A 21,407-nucleotide genomic window follows, 5' to 3' on the forward strand; every position below is an offset into this window, starting at 1 on the left:
GTTAGGGGTTTTCAGTGGTGTGATATACGGTTGGGGCCGAGACTATATCCGCCTTCGGAGGACATAGTCTCGGCCAGACCAGACCAGAGTCCTGCGCCGAAAGGCGCAGCTCAGGGGGTGTGGTGGAGGACCAGGGGGCGGAAAAGCCCCGGAAAAGTTGGTACGAGCAAAGTACGAGCAAGGTACGAGCACTCTTCGAGCAGTGGCGACCACTCGATACGACAGACCGTCCCGCTGGCGCGAGTTTCGCCGACACGTTCATGATCGGTTCTGGCACAGGTCAGAATTGAGGGCATGACGGACCTTGCGTTGACGGCGGAACGTCGAGAGGAACTGAGCGCACTCCTCGCGGACGCGCACAAGCTGCGGAGCGAGTACCCGCGAGTCGCGGACTACCTTGACGTAGCCGCTGGGCTCCCGGGGACCGGAGACGACCGAGCGGACGCAGCGTTCGACCTCAGACTCGTTCATTACATGACCGGCGACGAGGCGCTCAGCGCGAATCCGTACTGGGACATCGTTGGCCCGTCGGTCTCCGACCGCGATGGTCGGAGGGTGGTGGACGGCGGCCGGCCGAACGGTAGCGCTCGTTTGGCATATGCACAAACGATCCTTCAAGCCGCCTACGCGTACGCGATTCCCTCTCCCGAGACACTTTCCTGGATCGCCGAACAGTGCGCTGGCATGCCGATTGTGGAGTTGGGTGCAGGGCGCGGCTACTGGGCCGCGTTGCTTGCGAAGGAAGGGCTTGAAGTCGATGCGTATGACTCAGAGCCGCCCGACGTGACGGCGAACATCTCCTTCCCCGCAGCTGCTGGGAAGGACCCGGATGCCTGGCATCCGGTCGGTGACTTGAAGTCGTTTGACGCCCGAATCGAGGGGGCGGATCACGCGTTGTTTCTCTGCTGGCCACCCGGCTGGGGTGACTCGATGGCATCGCAGGCGCTCCTGGGCTACGAGCGACTGGGCGGGAGTCGATTGATCTTCATCGGCGAGCTGAAGGGCGGCAAGACTGGTGATGACGCGTTCTTCGACTTGCTGACTTCTCAATGGAAGATGGAATCGCAAGACCTACAGCATGTTTCGTGGTGGAACCTTCGCGATATCGCCCAATGCTGGGTTCGACGCTAGCCAGCGTAGCCTCGCGACACTAGTGAGGGCGGGCCAACCGGCCCGCCCTCACCATTTTGATTTTGATACAGAACGTAGGTCACTCGCTGGGTGATTGCTTTAGCTGGTTGGTCAGCGACATGCGGAAGACGAAGGCGTCATAACGGTCCCGCGGATACGAGATGTCCGACAGCATGAGCACTTGTTCGTCGGATCCGAGATAGCGCTGATGGACGGCCTTCACAAGATCACCGGAGGGTGTGCCCAACCAAGTAGCGTGCACCTTCGCCGGAAGGCGATCGGCCACAGTCTCCTCCAGGAATGCGGCAGTGGAGATGTCCGGGCCATCCACCGGCTGGTACGTATCGGAGATGGAGATTGGTCGACCGTCCTCGCTAGCGCGGGTAACGATGTGCATTACCTCCTGGTCGTCGCTAATTCCCAGTGCGTCAGCGAGTTCCGCCGATGGGTGTACGCGTTCGCTCTGCCGCTCGATCTGGACCGCACCTTGCGCCTCATGCCCGAAGGTCTCCTCTGGATCTTCCATTTGGCGTTCCGGAGCCACCCGCACGAGGCTGGGATGATCCGTGACGAAGGTGCCACGGCGTGGAACTGTCCGGACCAGACCCTGGCGTTCCAGTAGCTGAATGGCCTGAATAACAACGATCTTCGACACGTTGTGGCGCCCGACTAGTTCGTTCAGGCTCCGGAGCTGAGTACCTGCTGGCAGCGTGCCGTTTCGGATCTGACGTGCATAGTCGGCGGCGATCGCTACATACGCGGGCTCATTCATCGATGCTTCCCTTCCGACCATGCGGACTTAATGAAAACGATTTCTATCTTACACAACTGTGTATGCACAGTTTCCTCGTTCGGGCTGCATGGCGCAAGGTGTTGTACATACACAGCTGTGTATGTACAGTTGATTTGGTCAGAGCTGACCAACACAGACCAGCACTGACAGCTCAAAAAAAGACTCCCCAGCAGTTCCAGCTGCCGGGGAGTCGGTACCGAAGCAGTGTCCGCTGCTTCGGCTTTCACTTCAGGTTCTGAAAGGCCACTGAAGCATGTCCAGTGTAGAACGCTGTGTCCTGGTCGTGGACCGGGCTCTATCAGCGGTGATACCGAATCGTGCACCGTTGGTGCGCGCTCGCCGGGATCGGTGGTGGGTCCGATGAGGATCAACGGCAGAGAGGTCGGGCAGCCGAACATCGTGCCCTTCCCGCGCCGCGGGCACACCCCGATGTCGGCGGGCCGGAACGGGCGGCCGACTGCGTCGGTGAGACCACAACGGGGAGAGGCCTTCCCGTCCGAGCGTGAGCCCGCGCCGGCGGAGGAGTTGAAGCCGCCTCGGCTGACCTTCGCTGGTTCGTGCTTGTGGTGTGGTGACCGCGGTTGTAGTTCGCGGGACTGCATCGACTTGCACGAGGTGTCGCAGTGGGCGGCATGTGAGGGCTGTGAGGGCACGGGGGAGCGGTTCGAATCTGGTACCCATCGTGGCTGCGACTGTGCGTATGGGCTGGCGCTTGTCGCGCCGGTGATCGAACGTCGGGTTGCGCTCACCGACCAGTTCGGTGTCCAGGTGCGCGGGCATTGGTCCCAGGGCTGGCACGACCAGGCTGTCACCGAAGCGCAGCGTCACACCGCCAGTCGCTACGCCATCGTCTCCGAGGAGTTCTTGCAGCGAGTCGATGATTCCGCCCCGCTCAAGGAATGCGACATCCACGCCCGCCCGCCTCGGGTGGAGGCTGTGAAGTCGTCGGTGCCGCAACTGGATCGGAGGCGGTCGCGGTGAACGGCGACGTGGACCGAACCAGCATGGACGCATCGGGTAGTGCGCGTCACTTGGGTCCGGGTACGCAGCTGAAAGCGCTTCTGAAGGAAAGGCATTGGCAGACGCATAGCGCGTTCCGGCGGGAGTACAACAAGGCTGCGGTGAAGGTCGATCGGAGCTTGGTGGGTCTGGCCCCCGGCAAGGCGCAGTTCTACAAATGGCTGGCCGGTGATCTGAAAGGGTTGCCGTATCCGGATCACTGCGCGGTCTTGGAAGCGATGCTGCCGGGCTACACGGTCGAGGAGATGTTCGCGCCGGCGGGCCCGCCGCGCACGGCACGACGGCTCGAGCAGGATCGACCAGCCACGGCCGCGCCTGCGTCGGCAGGAGACTCACGGCGGTCGTCTGGTGTCGCAGGTGTTCCGGACAGAGCCGATCGGGTCGTGGGGCATTCAGGTGAGTCAAATGAATCACGTGACCCGGTGGTCGGTTTCGAGCGGTCTCGGGTGCTCGCCGATGGTGTTCCATTTGGAACACCTGCGTCGAGGGTGCCCGCCGATGAGGATCGGGCGGAATTGGTTCAACCGCAACAGCGTTCGCAGGCCGAGGTTACGGCCGCGATCGATGCGCGGGTGCGGTCGCTGATGTCTTGGATCGGCGATACCGCTCCGATCAAGGAGCGCGACCTGCACGCGCGACCGTCGGAATCTCGGCCCGCGGCGCGGGACCGGCGGATGTCGCGGTAGGCGCACGCCACACATCGGGGGGCACACAGGCGCATGCGTGTGCGCCCCCTGAGCGCCAAGTGCTTCCACGTGCGCACTGCCGTACCCCCGCATCTCTGAGTTGTGCTGTAAGGCAGCAACTTTCGTTATCCATCGATTGAGAGGAACACCGTATGAACTCAAATAACGACATCCCCGGCGACCGGTACAAGGGTCTGTCCGGTGATGAGCGCGACGCGATGATCCGTGGCCTGCGCGGGCTCGGTGAGGACTACCGGCAGATCGCCACACGGCTCGGACTGACCGCCCGTCAGGTTGAAGCCGTGCTCAGAGAGATCGCCGCGCTCCGGGCGGCCGGCCACCCGGACGCCGAAATCGGCCAGCGGGTCGGCCTTCCGCGTTCAACCGTGCAACGACTGCGCGGCACGATCGAGCCGCGGTCGGATCTACGTAAGGCCACCGCACTGACCCTGCTGGCCCAGCATGGCGGAATCCAGCTGGATTTGCTCGGCTTGTTCCTTGAGTTGGAACGGCCGCACGTGTACGTCCTTGTCCGGCAGCTGCGCGAGGAAAAGCTTGTCCGACCGCTGGAACGGGTGCAGGCGGGGGCTAAATGGGTCGTTGCGACCCCGGCCACTGCATCACGATTTCTCGGCTGGTCGGTGCAGAATTGGCGGCCCTCCCTCGGGCGCGCCGAACATCATCGAGCGGTCGCACAGGCCCGGTTGATGCTCGTCGGCATGGACCTACAGGCGTGGGTATCGGAGCGGGAGCTATGGCACCGCGCCCAACGGTCCTCCTATCAATCACGTTCCAAGCGAACCGAATTCGCGACCGGCAGGGCCCATATCCATGACGGCTTGTTCTTCGGACAGTTCAGGGACGTGTCCGGCTGGTGGGCGGTGGAGGTCGAACTCACGCGCAAGTCCCCGATCGCGATGGATCGGGCACTGCTCGGCGCCATCCGCGCAACTCGGGATATGGAACCCGATGAATTGGTGGGCCTGCTGTATCTATGCCGCACCGCGCGCGTCAGCGACGGTGTGCACGCCGCTGTCGAGCGGCTACCGCCGGAAATCAAGAACCTCGACCTGGCCCTCGTCGTGCGCGACTTCGACGACGAATGGGGCCGCTATCTCGCTAGCGGTCTCACGAAACTCGCTGCCTCCCAACTCCGTACCCGAACCTTGAAGGACCTCTCATGATCAACCACTCGAAACTCACGCCCCGCTCCGTCCAGGCCCTCATCGGCCTCACCGAGATGCGCGGCATGCAAATGGACGTCCTCGCCGACTTCATGGGCATCGGCCGCGCCCAGGTCTACAACCTGGCCAACCAGCTATCCGCGGCCGACGCGGTGCAGCGAATCACTACCGTGCAGCGCGGCCCGAAATGGGTGGTGCCCACCCGTGCGGCGGCCGGTTGGGTCTTGGGCTGGCGGCCCGGTGAGTGGCGGCCTGAACCGAATTTCGCGGCGCATTGCCGCGCGGTCGCTCGAACACGTGTCGCGCTCGGTGCGTGTGCGACAGAGCAGTGGGTCTCTGACCGGATCCTGCGACACGACAACCCCGGCTCGGGCCTATACCCCTACGACGGGCAGCTGCTGCAACCGCATCGGGGCGCGGTGGCGGTGAAAGTGGATACCAGTCGGAACCTGACCGGTGCGCAGCTCGCGCGACGACTCAATGCCGTTGTGCGACAGGCGCACCACGACGAATGCGACGAGATCCTCTACGTCTGCGACGGCTACCTCGCCCCCGACACCATTGCGACAGTCGCGCGACAGACCCTGCCCGATATCCCCGGCCTGGTCTTTCGCGTGACCAGCCTCGACAAACTCGCCGCGACCGAGCGCATCCACTCCCGCGCCTCGGCAGGCCGAGGCGACAGCATGCGACAGCGTCCGACAGGTGGTGCGCACTGATGCGACAGCCCACCAACCGTATACGCACCATGCGACAGCCCAATGTCGCGCACTGCGACACCTCCTGCGCACCGTGCGACAGCTTGCGCGCACCCTGCGACAGCTCCAGCGCACGCTGCGACAGCGTGCGCACCAATCCCCACACCCCTTCTGCCCGAGGAGATTCCATGACCACCGACCGCTACCTTCAGGCCACCGACTGCGAAGCCGTGACCGGCATCCCTGCCGCCACTTGGCGCTACTGGGCATGGGCCGGAACCGGCCCGGAAAGCTTCAAGCTCGGGCGCCGGCGTGTCTGGCGCGAGAGCGTCATCCATGCGTGGATCGCCGAGCAGGAAGCCGCCACGAAGCGCGGCGGGACTGCGTAGCCATGTCCGGCAATCGGAATCCGCGGGCGGGTGTCGATGATCGCTGGTACAAGACCGTGATCGAGATCGATCCCGCCACAGGGGAGAAGAAGCGCAAGAGGGTCGAGTCCAAGAAGTTCGGGCGTGGGCAGCGCTGGCAGGCGCGATATGTGGATCCGAACGGCAAAGAGCGTTCCCGCTCGTTCGGTACGAAGCTCGCCGCGCAGAAGTTCCTCGACAGCGATGTCACGACGAAAGTTGTCACCGGGACGTGGGTGGACCCGGATCGCAGCGGCGTCCTATTTCGTGTCGTTGCAGAGAAGTGGTTCGCCACCAAGAAGTTGCGCAAGCCGAAGACCAAGGCCGGATACCGCTCATTGTTGGATCGAATCGTGTTGCCACGTTGGGGTTCGGTGCCACTGCGGGACATCGAATTCGAGGACATCCAGACCTGGGTGGTGGAACTGCTGGAGTCCGGGAGCTACCGCTTCAAGGGCCGTGGCTTGTCCGCGTCGCGGGTTATCCAGGCGTACCAGGTTCTCGACCAGGTATTGCGGTTCGCGATCAAGGGGCGGCGTCTTGCGGTCAATCCTGCCGAGGAGGTGGACTTGCCGACAGCCTCGCCCGCCGAAAAGCGATACCTGACACACGTGCAGGTGATGCGAACGGCGTTGGCCGCTGGCCGGTTTCGTCCGCTGGTGTTCACGTTGGCCTACACCGGAATCCGCTTCGGCGAAGCGGTAGCCCTGCGTGTCGCGTCGGTGGACTTGGACCGCCGGCGGATCTTCGTAGCGCGTTCGGCTACCGCGGTCACCGGTGAGGGTCTGGTGGAGACCGACACAAAGAACCACACGACTCGCTCGGTGCCGATACCGGCGTTCTTGGTCAAGGAGCTGACTAACTTGATTGCCGATCGTGATCCGGACGCGCGGGTGTTCGAAAGTCGGAAGGGCGGCCCACTGCCGCTCGGCGAATTTCGCTGGGCCTTCGATCACGCGGTCGAGGCGGCCGACGTGAGCGGCATTGTGCCGCACGGACTCCGGCATACCGCCGCCTCGCTGGCGATCAGTGGCGGCGCGAACATCAAGGTCGTACAGAGAATGCTCGGTCATAAGACTGCGACCCTGACGCTCGACCTGTATGGGCACCTCTTCGACGACGACCTCGGCCCGGTCGCCGACGCAATGAACGCTGGCGCGATGCTCGCTGCGGGCCATCTGCGGGCCGCGATCTTGGAAGCCAGTTTAAAAGGCGTGTCCGAGCGTGATTTACCAGCGGTTTTGTAGTGCCCCCGGACGGGCTCGAACCGTCACTTGGCGGATTTTAAGTCCGCTGCCTCTGCCAATTGGGCTACGGGGGCGTCTGGGTCAGACTACCGAGCCGTACGGTCGTGCTGGTAGCAGGTATTTGGGGGGCGGGTCAGGGGGTGGGGGCGATCATGATGGGGGTTTGGACGGAGAGCAGGAGGGATTGGCTGGTGGAGCCGAAGACCTTGCTGACGAAGCCGCCTCGGCCTCGGGTGCCCACCACCAGAAGCTGGGTGCTGGAGGAGAGTTCGAGGAGGGAGCGTTCGGGGCTGTCGTGGGAGGTTTCGCGGTCTATGCGGACGTTGGGGTAGCGCTCCTGCCAGCCGGCCAGGCTCTCGGCGAGGACGTAGTCGTCGAGGGCATCCATTTCGGGGTCGTCGGAGGCGCCTTCGGCGTGCAGGGCGATGACGGCCACGCCACGGACCGAGGCTTCGTCGAGGGCCGCCGCGATGGCGGGCTCGCTGATCTTGGTGCCGTCGACGCCGACCAGGATGGGGCGGGTGAGTAGATCGGGAGGTAGGGGGACGCCGTCTCGGACCACGACGAACGGGCAGTGGGAGCGGCGGGCGAGGACCGAGCTGACCGAGCCGAGCAGGGCCCGGCGCAGGGTGCCGCCGCCGCGGGCGCCGGCCACGACCATGCGGGCGTCGCGGGTGCGCTCGAGGAGGGTGGGGACCACGGCGCCGGCGCTCAATTCGGTGGTGACCGTGAGGCCGGGGGAGATCTTGGCGGCTTCTTCGGCGGCGGTTTCCAGCAGCCAGTTGCCGTGTTCCTCGAGCCGGGAGTAGTCCTCGGTGGTGATCGTGGTGCCCAGGCCCAGACCCTGGTCGGGGGTGATCTCGAGGACGCGCAGCAGGTGCAGGGGCGCGTGGTGCAGGGCGGCGGTGTGGGCCGCCCAGGCGACGGCCGAACCGGCCGATTCGTCCACGGCGACGATGACGGCTTCCCCTGTCGACATGCTGAGTCCTCTCCCATCGTGAATCACGCGGTGCGGCTGCGGGATAGCTGAGCGGTCGCTATCGACCCTACGCCGACGCGGGCCCGCCGCGGCCGAGCGGCACCGCGATCCGGGTCACGGGAATTCCGGCCAGGTCCCGGACCGGCGGCGCAACACACCCGCGGCCCCGCCGAGGGGTGTACGGGGACTCGGCTGGGCCGCGGGGCCGGGCTGCGAGCAGCCCATCCAGGCATCCTGGTACCTCAACCCACATTGAGGTCAAGGCCCGGGGGCGGACCGCCGGCTCGGCGGAAGTGCGTGAGGTTTTCGGCGAGGAAGTCATCCAGGGTGCGCGGCGCACACCCCAGTATCCGGGCCACCACGCCGGTGGGCCGCTCGGGGCGGGTCCGGGCCAGGAGCTGGATCTCGGTCACGTGGGCGGCCAGCCAATCGGGCAGATGCGCCTGCCGAATCAGGTTGTCGCGCAGTGCCTCCGGCGGTACATCGACATAGCGGATCGGACGGCCGAGCAAGCGGGACAGCCGCGCCGCGATCTCCGGATAGCCGAAGACCTCCGTGCCAGTGAGCGTGTGTACCTGCCCCCGGAGTTCGGGCCGGGTCAGCACCGCGGCCGCGACATCCCCGATGTCACGGCAGTCGACCCAGTTGCAGGCCGTATCGCCCATCGCGCCGACGATGACGCCTTCCGCCAACCCGGGCGCCAGCGTCCGCAGCTTCTGCATGAAGGCGTAGGGCCGCAGAATCGTATGCGCGACACCGGATCCGCGCAGATGCTCCTCGATGGCCCAGTGCCAGCGCGAGATCGCGACGGGGGAGTCCGGTTCGGCGGCGGGCGCGGACAGCTTCACGATGTGTTCCACACCGCTGCTCACCGCCAGGTCGATGGCACGCGTCTCGAACTCGACCTGCCGCGGGCCGTTCACCATGGTGAGGAACAGCTGTGACGCTCCGTCGAACGCCGCGCGCAGCGATTCCGGATCGGCGGCATCAACGGCCGCGAACTCCACGCCGCGCACCTCGCCGAGCCGATCTCGCAATCGCCCGGGGTCCCGGCTCAGGGCCCGGCACGGCACCCCGAGTTCTCGAAGCCCTTGCAGTGCAGCGCCTCCGGTCTCTCCGGACGCTCCCATCACCACGATCATTCCGATGTCCTTTCGCCTGCCGAGATCAGCCCCTTCAGCACGAGGTCGACGACCCGCTCGGCGTAGTCGTCGGACAGCGGCTCCCGGGTGAGCAGTTTGCGGAAATGAATTGGCGCCGTCAGTATTTCGAGCACCAGCCAGGGGTCCGGAGCCGTCTTCAGCTCACCGCGTCCGACAGCGCGATCGAGCATCACGCATGCGCCGTCCAGGCGAACCCGCCAGAATTCCGCGCGGGATTCCGCGAGTTCCGGGATGTCGCTCGCACTCGCCATGGCCCGCCCCAGCATCGTGCCGAGCGGCGAATCGACGATCGCCATCATGGATCGGTTGAACGCGATCAGGTCCGTGCGCAGAGATCCGGTGTCCGGCACGGGCAGGTTCTCCGCGCTGTGCTCCAGCATCGCGTCGAAGATCAGCCGCTCGCGGGTCTTCCAGCGCCGGTAGATCGAGCTCTCGTGCACGCCCGCCCGGGTGGCGACCGCGCCGATGCTCAGCTGGTCGAATCCATCGTCGGCCAGCACTTCCAAGGTCGCGTCCAGCACGGCCTGCCGGACGCGCGCGGAGCGGCCGCCTGTCCGGCGGCGAACTTCCGAATCGGTCACTCGGCAATATTAACGCAAGGAGTCTTGCATTAGATCTTGCCGAGGTCTACCGTTCCTAAACGCAATCATCTTTGCGTTAGTGGCAGGAGGATCGAATGGCGTTCCACTGGCAGATCGACCCGCAGGACCTTTTCGTCGAGCGATACCCGCAGATGGTGGGTACCGGCCTGCCGCAGGCCGACGTCGACATCACGCGGGCGGCCATCACGGACATGTGGCACGACGGCCCGGGCGGCTGGGTGCACGAATGGTCCACCCTGGCCGGGGGATACGCGGCCACCGGCCGGCACCGGCTCGCGGCGCTGGCCTACGGCTGGGCCAAGTTCCCCACCCTGGCCGACGAGTCCAAGTGCGCGGCGCTGTCCGATCAGGTTGATCAATACCTGCTCGCCGCACCGGATTTCGGGCTCGAGTTCTCCCGGCTGACCATCGAGGCTCCCTATCGCGGCATGCGGATCGACGTCCCGGTGCACCTGCTGACCCCGCCCGGCTGGTCGGCCGCCGACCCCGTTCTGCTGGCCTCCGGCGGCGTCGACTCCTGGAAGATCGACCTGCACTCGCTGTTCGCCGACCTGGCCCTGCGTACCGGAATGCGCGTGCTGGCTTTCGACATTCCGGGTACCGGCGAGACGCCCGTGCCCATGTCCGCCGCCAGCGGCTACGGCGTCGTCCGTGCGATCATCGACCGCGCCCGCACCCTCGGCACTGGCCGGGTCGTGCATCTGGGCATCTCCATGGGCGGCTGGTTCTCCGCCCGCTCCGGCCTGGCTGCCGAGGTGGACGCCGCCATCGTGCTGGGCGGCCCGATCGAGCGCGCCTTCGACCCGGACCGCACCTGGGCCTACGGCATGCGCGGAATCATCGGCAACGCACTGGGATTCGACGCCGAGCCCGCCGATACCGAACTCGCGCAGCGCATGTCCGAATTCACGCTGCGTAAGTGGCTGGACCGGGACTGGAACGCGCCCATGCTCGTGCTCAACGGCGCGGACGACGTGCACATCCCGGCCGCCGACACCCTGGTCTTCGAGGGCCGCCGCGACACCGAGGTGCACCTGCTCCCGGACACCGGGCACTGTGCGATCACCAAACTGCCGGAGGCGAACCGGATCATGGTCGATTGGCTGGTCTCGACCGCCGCCTGGTGACCGGGCTGGCGGCTCACGGCCGCTCGGCCCCCTCCGGCCACACCACCGTCACGGGCATGTCCCGCGCGCGGGCGGTCGACACCACATCGGCCGTGCCGCCGAAGCCGCGCGCGGGCAGTCCGTCCCACACCGCCAGCAGCTCGCCGGCCTCGTCGAGCATGCGCAGGCTGCCGGCCTGGTGCGCCTCGGGATTCGATTCCTCGCGGTCCAGTTCGATGACCCGGTCGGCGGCGGTGAGGAGATGGTCGTAGACCGGGTGATGGAACGCGGGCAGGCTCGCCCGGTACCGCCGGGCCGGGACGACCGCGATCAGTACCCCGCCCGCATCCAGGATCGCCTGCGCGAAGAGCGCATCCGGCCCGTCGGCCAGGCAGCTCACCCCGACCGGGGGCGGGCCGCCGGGCCGGATGCGCAGCGCCACCTCCAGTCGCAGCGCCCGATCCACCAGGGCGAGCGTGGTCGCGGGCAGCCCGCGATGCCCAGTGATGGCGACGCTCGTCATTGGTCGTCTCGTCCGTAGAGGGTCGCGAGGGCGTCGTCGAGTGCCCTCGCCTCGACGGTACGCGCGGGCAGATCGGCGCGGAATGCCCTGGCCAGGCGGGTGATTCGCTCACTGTGGTAGGTGAGACCGACCAGCAGCGCCTCGGCCGCCAGCGCGCAGCCCGCCTCGATGTCGCCGCTGCGCGCCAGCACCTGGGCGTGCTCGACCTTGGCCAGTGCGCGTGGCTTCTCGGCGGTCAACGCGGAGTCCGCGTTCTCGAAGGCGAGGTGTGCCGCGCGATTGTCGCCCAGCCGGGTCAGCGCGCTGGCCTGATACCGCGCCGCCTTGGGCCCGTCGAAGACGAACACCCACGGCCACTGTGGTTCTCCACGCTGCCGATCCACCAGCCGCTCGGCCCGCCGCAACGCTGCCAGCGCACCGCCGCGATCCCCGGTCGCGGCGCAGGCGACGGCCAGCAGCGACGACATCCATGCCCCGGCGCTGTCGGGCGCCTCGCGCCCCAGTTGCGCGGCGGCCGTGCGCAACAGGGTCAAACCCGCTCGGGCATCACCCATTTCGACCGCGTAGTGGCCGAAGCTGGCGGTCATGTACGAGACCAGCAGCGGATGATGCGTGCGCTCGGCATGGCGGATCGCCTCCACGTAGCGCCGCCGCGCTGCCGCGTCGTCACCGCGGTCGGCCGCCAGCCACGCTGCCAGCCCGGCGATTTCGGACAGCGCCCGGAAGCCGCCGGAGGTGCGCAGCCGATCCCGCACCACCCCCGCCACCAGATCGAGGTGCGCGTCCACCACCGGCGCCAGCCGATCCGAGGGCACCGAGGATTCCATCCGCCGATAGTTGGCGGTCGGTCCGGCCATGGTGTCGATGAGCTCGGATTCGGTGGGCGCGGAGTTCGACAGCACCACGTTCGTGGTCACCACCAGCGCGCTGGACAGGAATTGCTTGCGGTTCACGGGCTCGTCATCCGCCGCGCGATGCGGCGTGCTGAAGCCGAGTTCGGCATCGGTCGCCACGTTCAGGACCGCACGCAGTGCGGATCGGTAATGCCTTCTGGGCCACGTCGTTTCGCCTCGCTCCCACTTGCCGACGTGCCGTTCGTCGACGGCCCCGCGCTTGCTGGTGGCCCGGAAGACCTGGTCGTTGACGGCGTCGGCCAGCTCCCGGCGAGTCATCGATTGTCCCGGCGCTCCGGGTGATTCCATGCGCAGCCGAGCCTCGATGAGCAGCTCGTTCCGTCCGGTCACGGCATGCGGCCTCTCTGCTGGACCTCTCCCGAGAATAGGCTTTCCACAGATTTGCCGTGCCGCCATGACCCTCATTTGCCCCGTACTTTCCCCACCGCACGCCATCGATCAATCGCCTCCGGCGGACCAACGTTGAAGTCGGCACAGTCGCCGGCAGCGAAAACCCCTGAGGGATAGCCATGACATCGGAACCCAGTGCGATCGGATGGTTGCGGAGCGACATATCCGGCGAACGTCTGCAATGGGATGAGGCCCGGATACGCGGATTGGCCCACCGGCTCGGCTACGACCTGCGCAGAACGGTGGTGTTCGGACCGCGGACCGACCGGCCGGTGCAACGGCTCCGCATGCTGGTCTCGCGGCTCGACCTGGAGGCCGTCATCGTGCCCAGCGTCGATCATTTCGAAGGAGGTTGCGTACCTGCCGATCTGGTGGCCGTCGCCGACATCATCACGGTGAACCCCGAGAACACCTACGCCCGCTATGCCACGGGGCAGGTCCCGGAACGCTACGAGGCGTAGCGAGTCCCGGGCATAGCGGACGATTCGCCTCCCGCACGGCCGTGATCAATCCACCCGCACGGCCAAGGTCGCCACCACGGCATCGGTGCGGGCGCGCAGTGCGGCGGTGAGTACCGGCCCGCGCGGATTGTGCAGCAGCCGATGCCACCAGCGGCGCGTCTCGACCTGGGTGAGCAGCACCGTCACCTGGTGGCCCTTGGCCGTCTGCTTGCGCACATATCCGACCAGCGTGGCCACCAGGCTGCGGTTCGGAGCGGGCAGCACCATGAGCGGCACGCCCGGATCCCACTTCTTCCATTGCGCCCCAAGATGTTTCGCCGAGTCCGGTTCGATGGCCACGGCCATCGCCACCACCTCGCCGTCCAGTCGCAGCGCGGTGGTCAGGGCCTGTTCGGTGAGCGCGCTGACGGCCACCACCGGCACCACGATGAGGCTGGTCTTCGTGCCGGGCGCCGGCGCGGGCGGAATCCGGCCCAGCCCCAGCACCTTCGCGACCTGTGCGTAGTAGTCCTCGGTGCGCGCGAACAGCAGCACCAGGGCGGGGATGATGATCAACAGCAGCCACGCGCCCTCACGGAACTTCTCCAGCATCAGCACCACCCCGGCGACAGCGGTGAGCACCGCGCCGAAACCATTGAGCAGCGCGCGCGGCAGCCAGCCCGGCCCGCGCACCTCCCGCCAGTGCCGCACCAGACCGATCTGGCTGATGGTGAACCCGATGAACACGCCGATCGCGAACACCGGCAGCAGCCGATGCGTGTCCGCCCTCACGATGAGCAGCACGATCGCCGCCAGGATCGCCAGCGCGCCCACGCCGTACCGGAACACCGGCCGCTCCGACCGCATGGCGAAGGCGTGCGCCACCCGGTGGTCCTTGGCCAGCAGCGACAGCAGCACCGGCAGCCCGCCGAAACTGGTGTTGGCGGCCAGCACCAGCACCACGGTCACCGCGATATTGGTCAGATAGAACATCCAGCCGGTGCCGAACGCGGCCGCCGAGAGCTGCGCCAGAATCGTCACGTCCCCGCGCGGCACCATGTGGTACTGCCGGATGAGCATCGACAGCCCGATCAGCATGATCCCCAGCAGCGCGCCCAGCGCCATCTCGGTGTGCTGGGCGCGTTTCACCGCGGGCGTGCGGAAGGCGGGCACCGCGTTGGCGATGGCCTCGACACCGGTCAGCGCCGAGCAGCCGGCCGAGAACGCCTTGAGCAGCAACAGGATTCCCACCGACTCGACCGGTTCCACCGGACCCAGGTCGGTGCCGATGACCGCGACCGGATCGTGGTGCACGAAGCCGCCGGCGATGACCGCGAAGATGGCCAGTATGAACACGATGGTCGGCCCCATCAGCACCTTGGCCGATTCCGCGATGCCGATCAGGTTCAGCACCGTCAGCACCACCAGCCCGAGCAGCGTCACCAGCAGCAGATGATCCGCCAGGGCGGGGAAGGCGCTGGCCAGGCTGGCCGCGCCCGCCGCCAGGCTGACCGCCACGGTCAGCACGTAGTCGACGACCAGGCTGGCCGCCGCCAGCAGCGCGGCCCCGCGCCCGAGATCCTTCTTGGCCACCGCGTACGCCCCGCCGCCATCCGGGTGCACCGCAATGACCTGGCGATACGACAGCACCAGCACGAGCAGCAGCGCCGTGATGGCCAGCGACACCGGCAGCGTCCACGACACCGCCCCGATCCCGGCCGGAATCAGCGCCAGCACAATGGCTTCCGGGCCATAGGCCACGCTCGACAGGGCGTCCAGCGACAGCGCCGCCAGCCCGCCCAGCGCGGTCAGCCGATAGGCGTCGCCGCGCTGATCGCGGCGCAGCCGCCGGTCGACGGTCAGCGGATGCTTCTTCGGAGTCTCGAGTGTCTCGACCACGGCCCTCATTGAACGCGGCCGCCGCCCGGACCTCGCGGTATGACACCGCCTTCCGGCGTATTTTTGCGCGGACCGGTGAGCGGCGTCAGCGCCGGGTGAGCGGCGGGCGCAGGCCCAGGTGTTCGCGCAGGGTGACGCCGGTGTAGGCGGTCCGATACGAACCGCGTTCCTGGAGTTCGGGGATCAGCAGGTCCACGATCTCGTCCAGGCCGGCCGGAACCCGCCACGGGGTGATGTTGAAGCCGTGGCTCGCGCCGTGCCGCACCCAGCGGGTGAGCTCATCGGCGACCTGCCCCGGCGTGCCCGCGAAACCGAAACGGGCCGTGGTCTCGACGGCCACCTGTCGCAGCGTCAGCCCCTTCGACTCGGCCAGCGCCCGCCACTGCGCCACGATCGCCGCGCGGTCCTGGCCGTCCCGCTGCGCGCCGCGGGTGGACGAAATCACCGACGGCGCCGGATCTTCGGCGGGCAGCGGGCCGTCCGGATCCAGGTGCGACAGATCCCGTCCCCACACCTGCCCCGCCAGCGAGAGCGCCGTCGCGCCGGTGATCTGCTGCTCCAGCACCCAGCGCCGCTTCTCCTCGACCTCGGCGGCGGTCTCGGCCAGCACGATCTGGGTGCCGGGCAGAATCCGGATATCGTCGGCGGGCCGCCCCGCCGCGACGAGCCGGGCACGAATATCGTTCGCGAATTCGAGGGCCGGATCGAAATCGGTGCCGAAGGGGGAGAAGATGACCTCCGCCTGCGCGGCCGCGAAATCGCGACCGGCGGGGGAGACGCCCGCCTGGAAGATCACCGGATGACCTTGCGGACTCCGCGGCACCGTCGGGGTGATCGCGACCTTGAATTGCGCGCTGTCGCGTTCGACCACGCGCACCGCACCGGGCTGCAGCCAGCTCTCGTGCTCGCGGGTCGAGGCAATGGCATTGCCGGACCAGGCATCCCAGATCTCCCGTGCCAGGCTCAGGAGTTCGGCGGCGCGCTCGTAGCGCTGGGTGTGATCCAGGAATCCGCCGCGCCGGAAATTCTCACCGGTCCAGGCATTGTCGGTGGTCACCACATTCCATCCCGCGCGCCCGCCCGACAGCACATCCAGGCTCGCCAGCCGGCGCGCCAGATCGGCGGGCTCGTTGTAGGTGGCGTTCTGCGTGGCCACCAGGCCGATTCGCGTGGTGATGCCCGCCAGCGCCGCCAATTGCGTGATGGCGTCGGGCCGTCCGGCGATATCGGTGTCCAGCAGCTGCCCGTCCTGTTCGCGCAGGCGCAGGCCCTCACCCAGGAAGAAGGCGTCGAACAGGCCGCGCTCGGCGGTGGTGGCGACCCGGCGGAAGGTCTCGAAGTCGATCTGCGAACCGCTGCTCGGATCCGCCCAGATGGTGTGGTGATTGACGCCCTGGAAGAAGACCCCGAAATGCACCTGGGCGTCGGGGAAGGGGACCTCGGTCATCGGGCGAGCTCCTTGACGTAGCGGTTGGCGGGGCGGGCCAGGCCCAGATTCGCGCGCAGCGTCGAACCGGGGACCGGGCGATGAGCGAGACCCGCGCGCAGCAGGGCGGGGAGGACGTAGCGGGCGAGGACCGGAAGGTCCTCGTCGATGACGGCCGGATGCAGGCGGACGCCGTCGGCGATCGGGGCCAGCTCGGTGAGCCGGGCGGTCAGCTCGGCGTGCGAGCCCGAAAAGAACAGTCGCCCAGTGGATCCGGGGTCGCCGTGACTGTCCAGATCCGTGCGGCGTTCGGCGGCGGTCGCGGTCGGCGTGTCCAGGATGACCTCGATATCCACGAGTACGCGCGAAACCCCTTCCGCCCGGGCGTGCTCGATCGCCTCGTGAATCTCGGGCAGCGTGGTTCCGCTCACCAGTGCCACGTCGATGCCCTCGGTTCCCGCTGCGCCGTAACCGAATACGACGACCTGCCCCTGCGGCGGCCGGGGCACGATGGCCGGGCCCTTCACCGAGAAGGTCTCGCCGATGAAATCGATGTAGTGCAGCTTGTCGCGGTCCAGGAACTTCCCGGCCGCGTAGTCGCGGACGACCGCGTCGTCCTCCCACGAATCCCACAGTCGCCGTGCGACTTCGACGGCATCGACGCGCTCGCGCCGGATCTCGGCCGGGGTCTCGCGGGCGGTGGCTCCCCAGGCCCGGGCCGCGCCCGGCTCGTCGACGGCCAGCCAGCCGGCCCGGCCGCGCGCGGCATAGTCCAGCGAGGCCAGCTGCGACGACAGGTGGAACGGCTCCGCGTAGGTCGCCGCCGACACCGGGACCAGGCCGAGGGTGCTGGTGGTGGCCGCGACGAAGGCCGCGCGGGTGGTGGCATCGAGCCGCCCGCCCGGACCGGGGCCGGGGTTCAGGGCATCGTCGAAGGTCGCGAACGTGAAGCCCGCGTTCTCCGCCGCCTGGACCCGGGTGCGCACGGTCTGTGGATGCAATAGACGGTCTGGTTCGTGTCCGGCTCGATGCCACGCGGCGGGGTGGTGACCCTCCCCGTCGAGTTCGATTCCCAACGCGAACAGGCCCGTTCGGTACTCGCTCTCGCTCGCCATGGGTTGGACGATTGTCGAACCGTGCTCGTCCGGCCATGGTTGCCGTCACGGTGATCCGAACCCGCGCCGATTCGGCGGTGATCCGGTTCACAGCAACACATCTTGCACATACCCCTGGGGGGTATTAATTTGATCTTTCGTAAGGCACCGAAGCAGTTGAGAGGGAAGAGAAATGACCACCCAGGCGCACACCGGACACCACGACCACGCGGCGCACGGCGATCACGCCGCGCATGCTCACCACGCGGCCCCGGTCGACCACACTGCTCACGCCCACCATGCCGATCACGCGGCCCACGCCGGGCACGGCGATCACGCGGCTCATACGGCCCACGAGGCGCCCGGCGCTCACGGTGGGCACGCCCACGGCGGCCACGACGGCGGCCTGCCGGGCGGACTCCAGATCACCCAGGACGGTTACACCCTCGACCTCGCCGAAAAGGTCGTAACCGCAGGCGAAATCGAGTTCCGGTTCCGCATCCTGGGCCCGGACGGCCTGCCCGTCCACGACTTCGACGCCATCCACGACAAGGAACTGCACCTGATCGTCGTGCAGCGCGAGCTGACCGGCTTCTGGCACGTGCACCCGGAGCGGCAGGCCGACGGCACCTGGACCGTCCGGCTGAACCTGCCCGAGGCGGGCGCCTACCGCGCCTTCACCGATATCGCGCCGCGCGCCCTCGGCAAGACCATCACGCTGGGAGCCGATTTCGGCATCGCGGGCGACTACCGGCCCGGCACCGCGCCGGAACCGCAGCGCACCATCACCGTCGACGGCTACGAGGTCACCCTGGACGGCGATCTGGTTCCCGGCGAGGGCCACCTGCTCACCCTCACCGTGCGCAAGGACGGCGCGCCCGTCACCGATCTGCAGCCCTACCTGGCGGCCTACGGCCATCTGGTGATCCTGCGCGCCGGCGATCTGGCCTACGTCCATGTGCACCCGAACGGTGAGCCCGGCGATGGCGTCACCGCGCCCGGCCCCGACATCGCCTTCCACACCGCCGTTCCCGGCCGCGGCACCTACCGGCTGTTCCTCGACTTCAAGCACGCCGGGAAGGTCCGCACCGCCGCCTTCACCCTGCCCACCGTCTGACCACATCCGCCCGGATCGGAGAAGCCATGTGCAACTGCCGATGTCCCCGGAGCAGGACAACCGAACAACGCGGTCCGCAGCGCGGACGACACGCGGAAGGGCATCCGAATGGCTGCCCTTCTTGCTGTCTGCCCAGGTAGAAGTGCCCTCGCGGTCTCTCACAGGGAACTCCCAGCCGACCTGAAGCTCGGTTCAAAACCCGCCGCCTAGGCTCCGCGAGGTCAATCGGAATCTGGGAACACAGGAAGGCGGGTGGCATGTCGACCATCACCAGCGTCGCGGGCGATGCGGCCTCCTCCGGAGGCGGCGACGCCTCCATCGGGGAGGACAACGCAGCCTTGTCGGAGGGTAGGCGCGCGTCGCGGTGGGCGACGCTGCTCACCCCGCCCGGGCAGCCGCGCTGGGAGCGACCGGCCACCCTGGCGCTGCTGATCGCCACGGCCGCCGTCTACCTGTGGGGCCTCGGCGGCGCGGGCTGGGGCAACGGCTACTACGCCGCCGCCGTGCAGTCCGGCACCCAGAGCTGGAAGGCCCTGCTGTTCGCGTCGCTGGACCCGCAGAACTCCATCACCGTCGACAAACCGCCCGCCGCCATGTGGGTGATGGGCCTGTCCGGCCGCATCTTCGGCTTCAACTCCTGGTCCATGTTCGCGCCCCAGGCCCTCATGGGCGTGGCCGCGGTGGCGCTGCTCATCGCCGCGGTGCGGCGCTGGGCCGGACCGGCGGCCGGCCTCATCGCGGGCGCGGCGCTCGCGGTGACCCCGGTGGCGGCCATGATGTTCCGCTTCAACAACCCCGACGCCCTCATGCTCCTGCTGCTGGTGGCCGCCGCGTACTGCACGGTGCGGGCCATCGACGCCCGCGGCGAACGCTTCTGGTCCGGCAGCACCGGCTGGCTGGTCGGCGCGGGTGTGCTCATGGGGTTCGGCTTCCTCGCCAAGATGATGCAGGCATTCCTGGTGCTGCCCGGCCTCGCGCTGGTGGTGCTGGTGGCCGGCGCGGGCGGATGGCGCACGCGCATCACGCAATTGGCGTCCGCGGGCGTGGCCCTGGTGCTGTCCGCGGGCTGGTATGTGGCGCTGGTCGAACTGTGGCCCGCCGGATCCCGGCCCTACATCGGCGGTTCCACCAGCAACAGCCTCTGGGAACTGGCCGTCGACTACAACGGCCTCGGCCGGGTGCTGGGTAACAAGAACGGCGGCGGCCACCGGCCCACGCCGCCCCCGATGCCGACACCGGATCCGGCCCAGCATGCCGACCCGTCCCAGATGCACGGCGGCTTCGGCGGTTTCGGTTCGCAGCCCGGCCTCACCCGCCTGTTCAGCGGTGAGCTCGCCACCGAATTCTCGTGGCTGCTGCCCGCCGCGCTGATCGCGCTGATCGCCGGACTGTGGCTGACCCGCCGGCTGCCGCGCACCGATCGCGTGCGCGCCGGCCTGCTGCTGTGGGGTGGCTGGCTGCTGGTCACCGCGGCTGTGCTCAGCTACATGAGCCGCAGCTTCCACTCGTACTACGCCATGGAACTGGTGCCGGCGATGGCTGCGCTGATCGGCATCGGTGCGACCCAATTGTGGCAGCGCCGTGCACATCTCGCGGCCCGCGGCACCCTCGCGGTCATGTCGCTCGCCACCGGCGGGTGGTCGTTCGTGCTGCTGCACCGCACCCCCGAATGGCTGCCGTGGCTGCGCTGGACGCTGGTGGCGCTGTCGGTGGTCGCCGCGGCCGTGCTGCTGATCGCCCCGAAGCTGCCGCGCTTCACGCTCGCCATCGGCGTCTTCGCCCTGCTCGCCGGTCTGCTCGGTCCCACCGTCTACACCCTCGAGACCGTCGCCCAGGTGCACAATGGCGGCAGCCCGACCGCCGGTCCGCCCCGCAGCGAACACGGCGGCGGCCCCGGCCAGCGCGGCGGCGTGGCCGACCCGCAGATCGCCGGCCTCATCGCGGGCAGTGACACCCGTTGGGCCGCAGCGGCTATCGGCGCTCAGGACGTCAGCTCGCTCGAATTGAGCACGGGCAAGGCGCTGCTCGCGGTCGGTGGCTTCAGCGGTCGCGACGATTCACCGACGCTGGCCCAGTTCCAGCAGTATGTCGCCGACCACCAGATCGGCTACCTGCTGGTGCGTCAGCGCGAGGAATCCGGACAGGACAACAACTCTCGGGGTGGCCAGCCGAATGCCGGTCAGCCGAGCAACCCGCAGCCCGGCCACAACCACTCCGGCGCGGGCCGCGACCCCCAGCCGGGCGGTGCCGACCCCCAGCCGGCCCAGGGCGGCAACGCGCCGCAGTCCGGCCCGGGAAATTCGGATTCGGATCAGTCCACCTCCGCCCAGATCACCGCCTGGGTGAAGGCGAACTACCCGGTCACCATGATGGGCAGCGTGGAGGTCTACAACCTCAACCCCTGACCCGGGACAGCATCCACGGGCATGCACCGGTGCGGGCACCAGTGCATGCCCGTCGTATTCGCGCCCGGTGGAACGAATTCGGGCCGGGGACCGACCATTTCGGTGAGAGGAATTCGGCGGATGCGAGGGGCGGGGCGGCCGTGGATGGCTACAGTGACGGGCGACAGCTGGGGCCGGGTGGGA

At 67.9% G+C, this 21,407-nt stretch carries 20 protein-coding genes and 1 tRNA gene; 11 read left to right on the top strand and 10 right to left on the bottom strand.

The window, feature by feature from the left end; genetic code table 11:
* Positions 1–474 precede the first annotated feature (474 nt).
* Positions 475–1,131 (top strand): hypothetical protein, encoded by a 657-nt coding sequence (locus ACWEKS_RS25155; protein WP_452342350.1) that lies wholly within the window; start codon positions 475–477, stop codon positions 1,129–1,131.
* Between the two features lie 79 nt (positions 1,132–1,210).
* On the opposite strand, the gene ACWEKS_RS25160 is transcribed toward ACWEKS_RS25155, so the two are convergent.
* Positions 1,211–1,903, bottom strand: a complete 693-nt coding sequence (locus ACWEKS_RS25160; RefSeq protein WP_357280262.1) for a GntR family transcriptional regulator — start codon at positions 1,901–1,903, stop codon at positions 1,211–1,213.
* A gap of 744 nt (positions 1,904–2,647) precedes the next feature.
* On the opposite strand from ACWEKS_RS25160, the gene ACWEKS_RS25165 reads away from it, so the two are divergent.
* From ACWEKS_RS25165 to ACWEKS_RS25190, 6 genes are all read left to right on the top strand, one after another.
* Complete coding sequence (locus tag ACWEKS_RS25165) at positions 2,648–2,905, top strand: hypothetical protein (protein ID WP_452342351.1); 258 nt, start codon at positions 2,648–2,650, stop codon at positions 2,903–2,905.
* Positions 2,902–3,630, top strand: a complete 729-nt coding sequence (locus tag ACWEKS_RS25170) for a hypothetical protein (RefSeq protein ID WP_452342352.1) — start codon at positions 2,902–2,904, stop codon at positions 3,628–3,630. Before ACWEKS_RS25165 ends, ACWEKS_RS25170 begins: the two co-directional genes overlap by 4 nt.
* Positions 3,631–3,848: 218 nt before the next feature.
* Positions 3,849–4,814, top strand: a complete 966-nt coding sequence (locus tag ACWEKS_RS25175; protein WP_452342353.1) for a hypothetical protein — start codon at positions 3,849–3,851, stop codon at positions 4,812–4,814.
* Positions 4,811–5,533 (top strand): hypothetical protein, encoded by a 723-nt coding sequence (locus ACWEKS_RS25180; RefSeq protein ID WP_452342354.1) that lies wholly within the window; start codon positions 4,811–4,813, stop codon positions 5,531–5,533. The genes ACWEKS_RS25175 and ACWEKS_RS25180 overlap by 4 nt, the downstream gene beginning before the upstream one ends.
* A gap of 167 nt (positions 5,534–5,700) precedes the next feature.
* Positions 5,701–5,901 (top strand): helix-turn-helix transcriptional regulator, encoded by a 201-nt coding sequence (locus ACWEKS_RS25185; RefSeq protein ID WP_452342355.1) that lies wholly within the window; start codon positions 5,701–5,703, stop codon positions 5,899–5,901.
* Positions 5,902–5,903: 2 nt separating this feature from the next.
* Positions 5,904–7,166, top strand: a complete 1,263-nt coding sequence (locus ACWEKS_RS25190; RefSeq protein WP_452342356.1) for a tyrosine-type recombinase/integrase — start codon at positions 5,904–5,906, stop codon at positions 7,164–7,166.
* On the opposite strand, the gene ACWEKS_RS25195 is transcribed toward ACWEKS_RS25190, so the two are convergent.
* From ACWEKS_RS25195 to ACWEKS_RS25210, 4 genes are all read right to left on the bottom strand, one after another.
* Positions 7,167–7,240, bottom strand: a tRNA-Leu gene (locus ACWEKS_RS25195).
* A 59-nt stretch (positions 7,241–7,299) separates the two neighbouring features.
* On the bottom strand, positions 7,300–8,145 hold the full coding sequence (locus ACWEKS_RS25200; protein WP_452342357.1) for a universal stress protein: 846 nt from the start codon (positions 8,143–8,145) through the stop codon (positions 7,300–7,302).
* Positions 8,146–8,387: 242 nt separating this feature from the next.
* The gene (locus ACWEKS_RS25205; protein ID WP_452342358.1) at positions 8,388–9,287 is read right to left on the bottom strand and encodes an SDR family oxidoreductase; all 900 of its coding nucleotides are present in this window, start codon (positions 9,285–9,287) and stop codon (positions 8,388–8,390) included.
* Positions 9,284–9,889: a TetR/AcrR family transcriptional regulator gene (locus ACWEKS_RS25210; RefSeq protein WP_452342359.1), complete on the bottom strand. Its 606-nt coding sequence runs from the start codon at positions 9,887–9,889 to the stop codon at positions 9,284–9,286. Before ACWEKS_RS25210 ends, ACWEKS_RS25205 begins: the two co-directional genes overlap by 4 nt.
* A gap of 95 nt (positions 9,890–9,984) precedes the next feature.
* Here ACWEKS_RS25210 and ACWEKS_RS25215 point away from each other — a divergent pair, with 95 nt between their 5' ends.
* The gene (locus ACWEKS_RS25215; RefSeq protein WP_452342360.1) at positions 9,985–11,037 is read left to right on the top strand and encodes an alpha/beta hydrolase; all 1,053 of its coding nucleotides are present in this window, start codon (positions 9,985–9,987) and stop codon (positions 11,035–11,037) included.
* A 13-nt stretch (positions 11,038–11,050) separates the two neighbouring features.
* On the opposite strand, the gene ACWEKS_RS25220 is transcribed toward ACWEKS_RS25215, so the two are convergent.
* Both ACWEKS_RS25220 and ACWEKS_RS25225 read right to left on the bottom strand, forming a co-directional pair.
* On the bottom strand, positions 11,051–11,539 hold the full coding sequence (locus ACWEKS_RS25220) for a hypothetical protein (RefSeq protein ID WP_452342361.1): 489 nt from the start codon (positions 11,537–11,539) through the stop codon (positions 11,051–11,053).
* A complete protein-coding gene (locus ACWEKS_RS25225; RefSeq protein ID WP_452342362.1) occupies positions 11,536–12,783 on the bottom strand; it encodes a hypothetical protein in 1,248 nt (415 codons plus the stop codon). The genes ACWEKS_RS25220 and ACWEKS_RS25225 overlap by 4 nt, the downstream gene beginning before the upstream one ends.
* 179 nt (positions 12,784–12,962) lie before the next feature.
* On the opposite strand from ACWEKS_RS25225, the gene ACWEKS_RS25230 reads away from it, so the two are divergent.
* Positions 12,963–13,304, top strand: coding sequence for a hypothetical protein (locus tag ACWEKS_RS25230; protein WP_379380171.1), 342 nt, complete (start codon positions 12,963–12,965; stop codon positions 13,302–13,304).
* Between the two features lie 45 nt (positions 13,305–13,349).
* Here ACWEKS_RS25230 and ACWEKS_RS25235 read toward each other — a convergent pair whose 3' ends face one another.
* The 3 genes from ACWEKS_RS25235 to ACWEKS_RS25245 form a co-directional block, all read right to left on the bottom strand.
* Positions 13,350–15,182 (bottom strand): APC family permease, encoded by a 1,833-nt coding sequence (locus ACWEKS_RS25235; protein ID WP_452342363.1) that lies wholly within the window; start codon positions 15,180–15,182, stop codon positions 13,350–13,352.
* Positions 15,183–15,267: 85 nt separating this feature from the next.
* On the bottom strand, positions 15,268–16,629 hold the full coding sequence (locus ACWEKS_RS25240) for an NtaA/DmoA family FMN-dependent monooxygenase (RefSeq protein WP_452342364.1): 1,362 nt from the start codon (positions 16,627–16,629) through the stop codon (positions 15,268–15,270).
* Positions 16,626–17,723, bottom strand: coding sequence for an LLM class flavin-dependent oxidoreductase (locus tag ACWEKS_RS25245; protein ID WP_452342365.1), 1,098 nt, complete (start codon positions 17,721–17,723; stop codon positions 16,626–16,628). Before ACWEKS_RS25245 ends, ACWEKS_RS25240 begins: the two co-directional genes overlap by 4 nt.
* A 172-nt stretch (positions 17,724–17,895) precedes the next feature.
* Here ACWEKS_RS25245 and ACWEKS_RS25250 point away from each other — a divergent pair, with 172 nt between their 5' ends.
* Positions 17,896–18,819: a hypothetical protein gene (locus tag ACWEKS_RS25250; RefSeq protein ID WP_452342366.1), complete on the top strand. Its 924-nt coding sequence runs from the start codon at positions 17,896–17,898 to the stop codon at positions 18,817–18,819.
* Positions 18,820–19,076: 257 nt separating this feature from the next.
* On the top strand, positions 19,077–21,224 hold the full coding sequence (locus ACWEKS_RS25255; RefSeq protein ID WP_452342367.1) for a glycosyltransferase family 39 protein: 2,148 nt from the start codon (positions 19,077–19,079) through the stop codon (positions 21,222–21,224).
* Positions 21,225–21,407 lie beyond the last annotated feature (183 nt).

The organism is Nocardia sp. NPDC004711 (genome assembly GCF_053601595.1).

Excerpts from the sequence above, each read along its gene's own strand:
- ACWEKS_RS25155 (WP_452342350.1), top strand. The coding sequence starts at position 475 with ATGACCGGCGACGAGGCGCTCAGCGCGAATCCGTACTGGGACATCGTT.
- ACWEKS_RS25160 (WP_357280262.1), bottom strand. The coding sequence starts at position 1,903 with ATGAATGAGCCCGCGTATGTAGCGATCGCCGCCGACTATGCACGTCAG.
- ACWEKS_RS25175 (WP_452342353.1), top strand. The coding sequence starts at position 3,849 with ATGATCCGTGGCCTGCGCGGGCTCGGTGAGGACTACCGGCAGATCGCC.
- ACWEKS_RS25180 (WP_452342354.1), top strand. The coding sequence starts at position 4,811 with ATGATCAACCACTCGAAACTCACGCCCCGCTCCGTCCAGGCCCTCATC.
- ACWEKS_RS25185 (WP_452342355.1), top strand. The coding sequence starts at position 5,701 with ATGACCACCGACCGCTACCTTCAGGCCACCGACTGCGAAGCCGTGACC.
- ACWEKS_RS25190 (WP_452342356.1), top strand. The coding sequence starts at position 5,904 with ATGTCCGGCAATCGGAATCCGCGGGCGGGTGTCGATGATCGCTGGTAC.
- ACWEKS_RS25200 (WP_452342357.1), bottom strand. The coding sequence starts at position 8,145 with ATGTCGACAGGGGAAGCCGTCATCGTCGCCGTGGACGAATCGGCCGGT.
- ACWEKS_RS25205 (WP_452342358.1), bottom strand. The coding sequence starts at position 9,287 with ATGATCGTGGTGATGGGAGCGTCCGGAGAGACCGGAGGCGCTGCACTG.
- ACWEKS_RS25215 (WP_452342360.1), top strand. The coding sequence starts at position 9,985 with ATGGCGTTCCACTGGCAGATCGACCCGCAGGACCTTTTCGTCGAGCGA.
- ACWEKS_RS25220 (WP_452342361.1), bottom strand. The coding sequence starts at position 11,539 with ATGACGAGCGTCGCCATCACTGGGCATCGCGGGCTGCCCGCGACCACG.
- ACWEKS_RS25230 (WP_379380171.1), top strand. The coding sequence starts at position 12,963 with ATGACATCGGAACCCAGTGCGATCGGATGGTTGCGGAGCGACATATCC.
- ACWEKS_RS25240 (WP_452342364.1), bottom strand. The coding sequence starts at position 16,629 with ATGACCGAGGTCCCCTTCCCCGACGCCCAGGTGCATTTCGGGGTCTTC.
- ACWEKS_RS25245 (WP_452342365.1), bottom strand. The coding sequence starts at position 17,723 with ATGGCGAGCGAGAGCGAGTACCGAACGGGCCTGTTCGCGTTGGGAATC.
- ACWEKS_RS25250 (WP_452342366.1), top strand. The coding sequence starts at position 17,896 with ATGACCACCCAGGCGCACACCGGACACCACGACCACGCGGCGCACGGC.
- ACWEKS_RS25255 (WP_452342367.1), top strand. The coding sequence starts at position 19,077 with ATGTCGACCATCACCAGCGTCGCGGGCGATGCGGCCTCCTCCGGAGGC.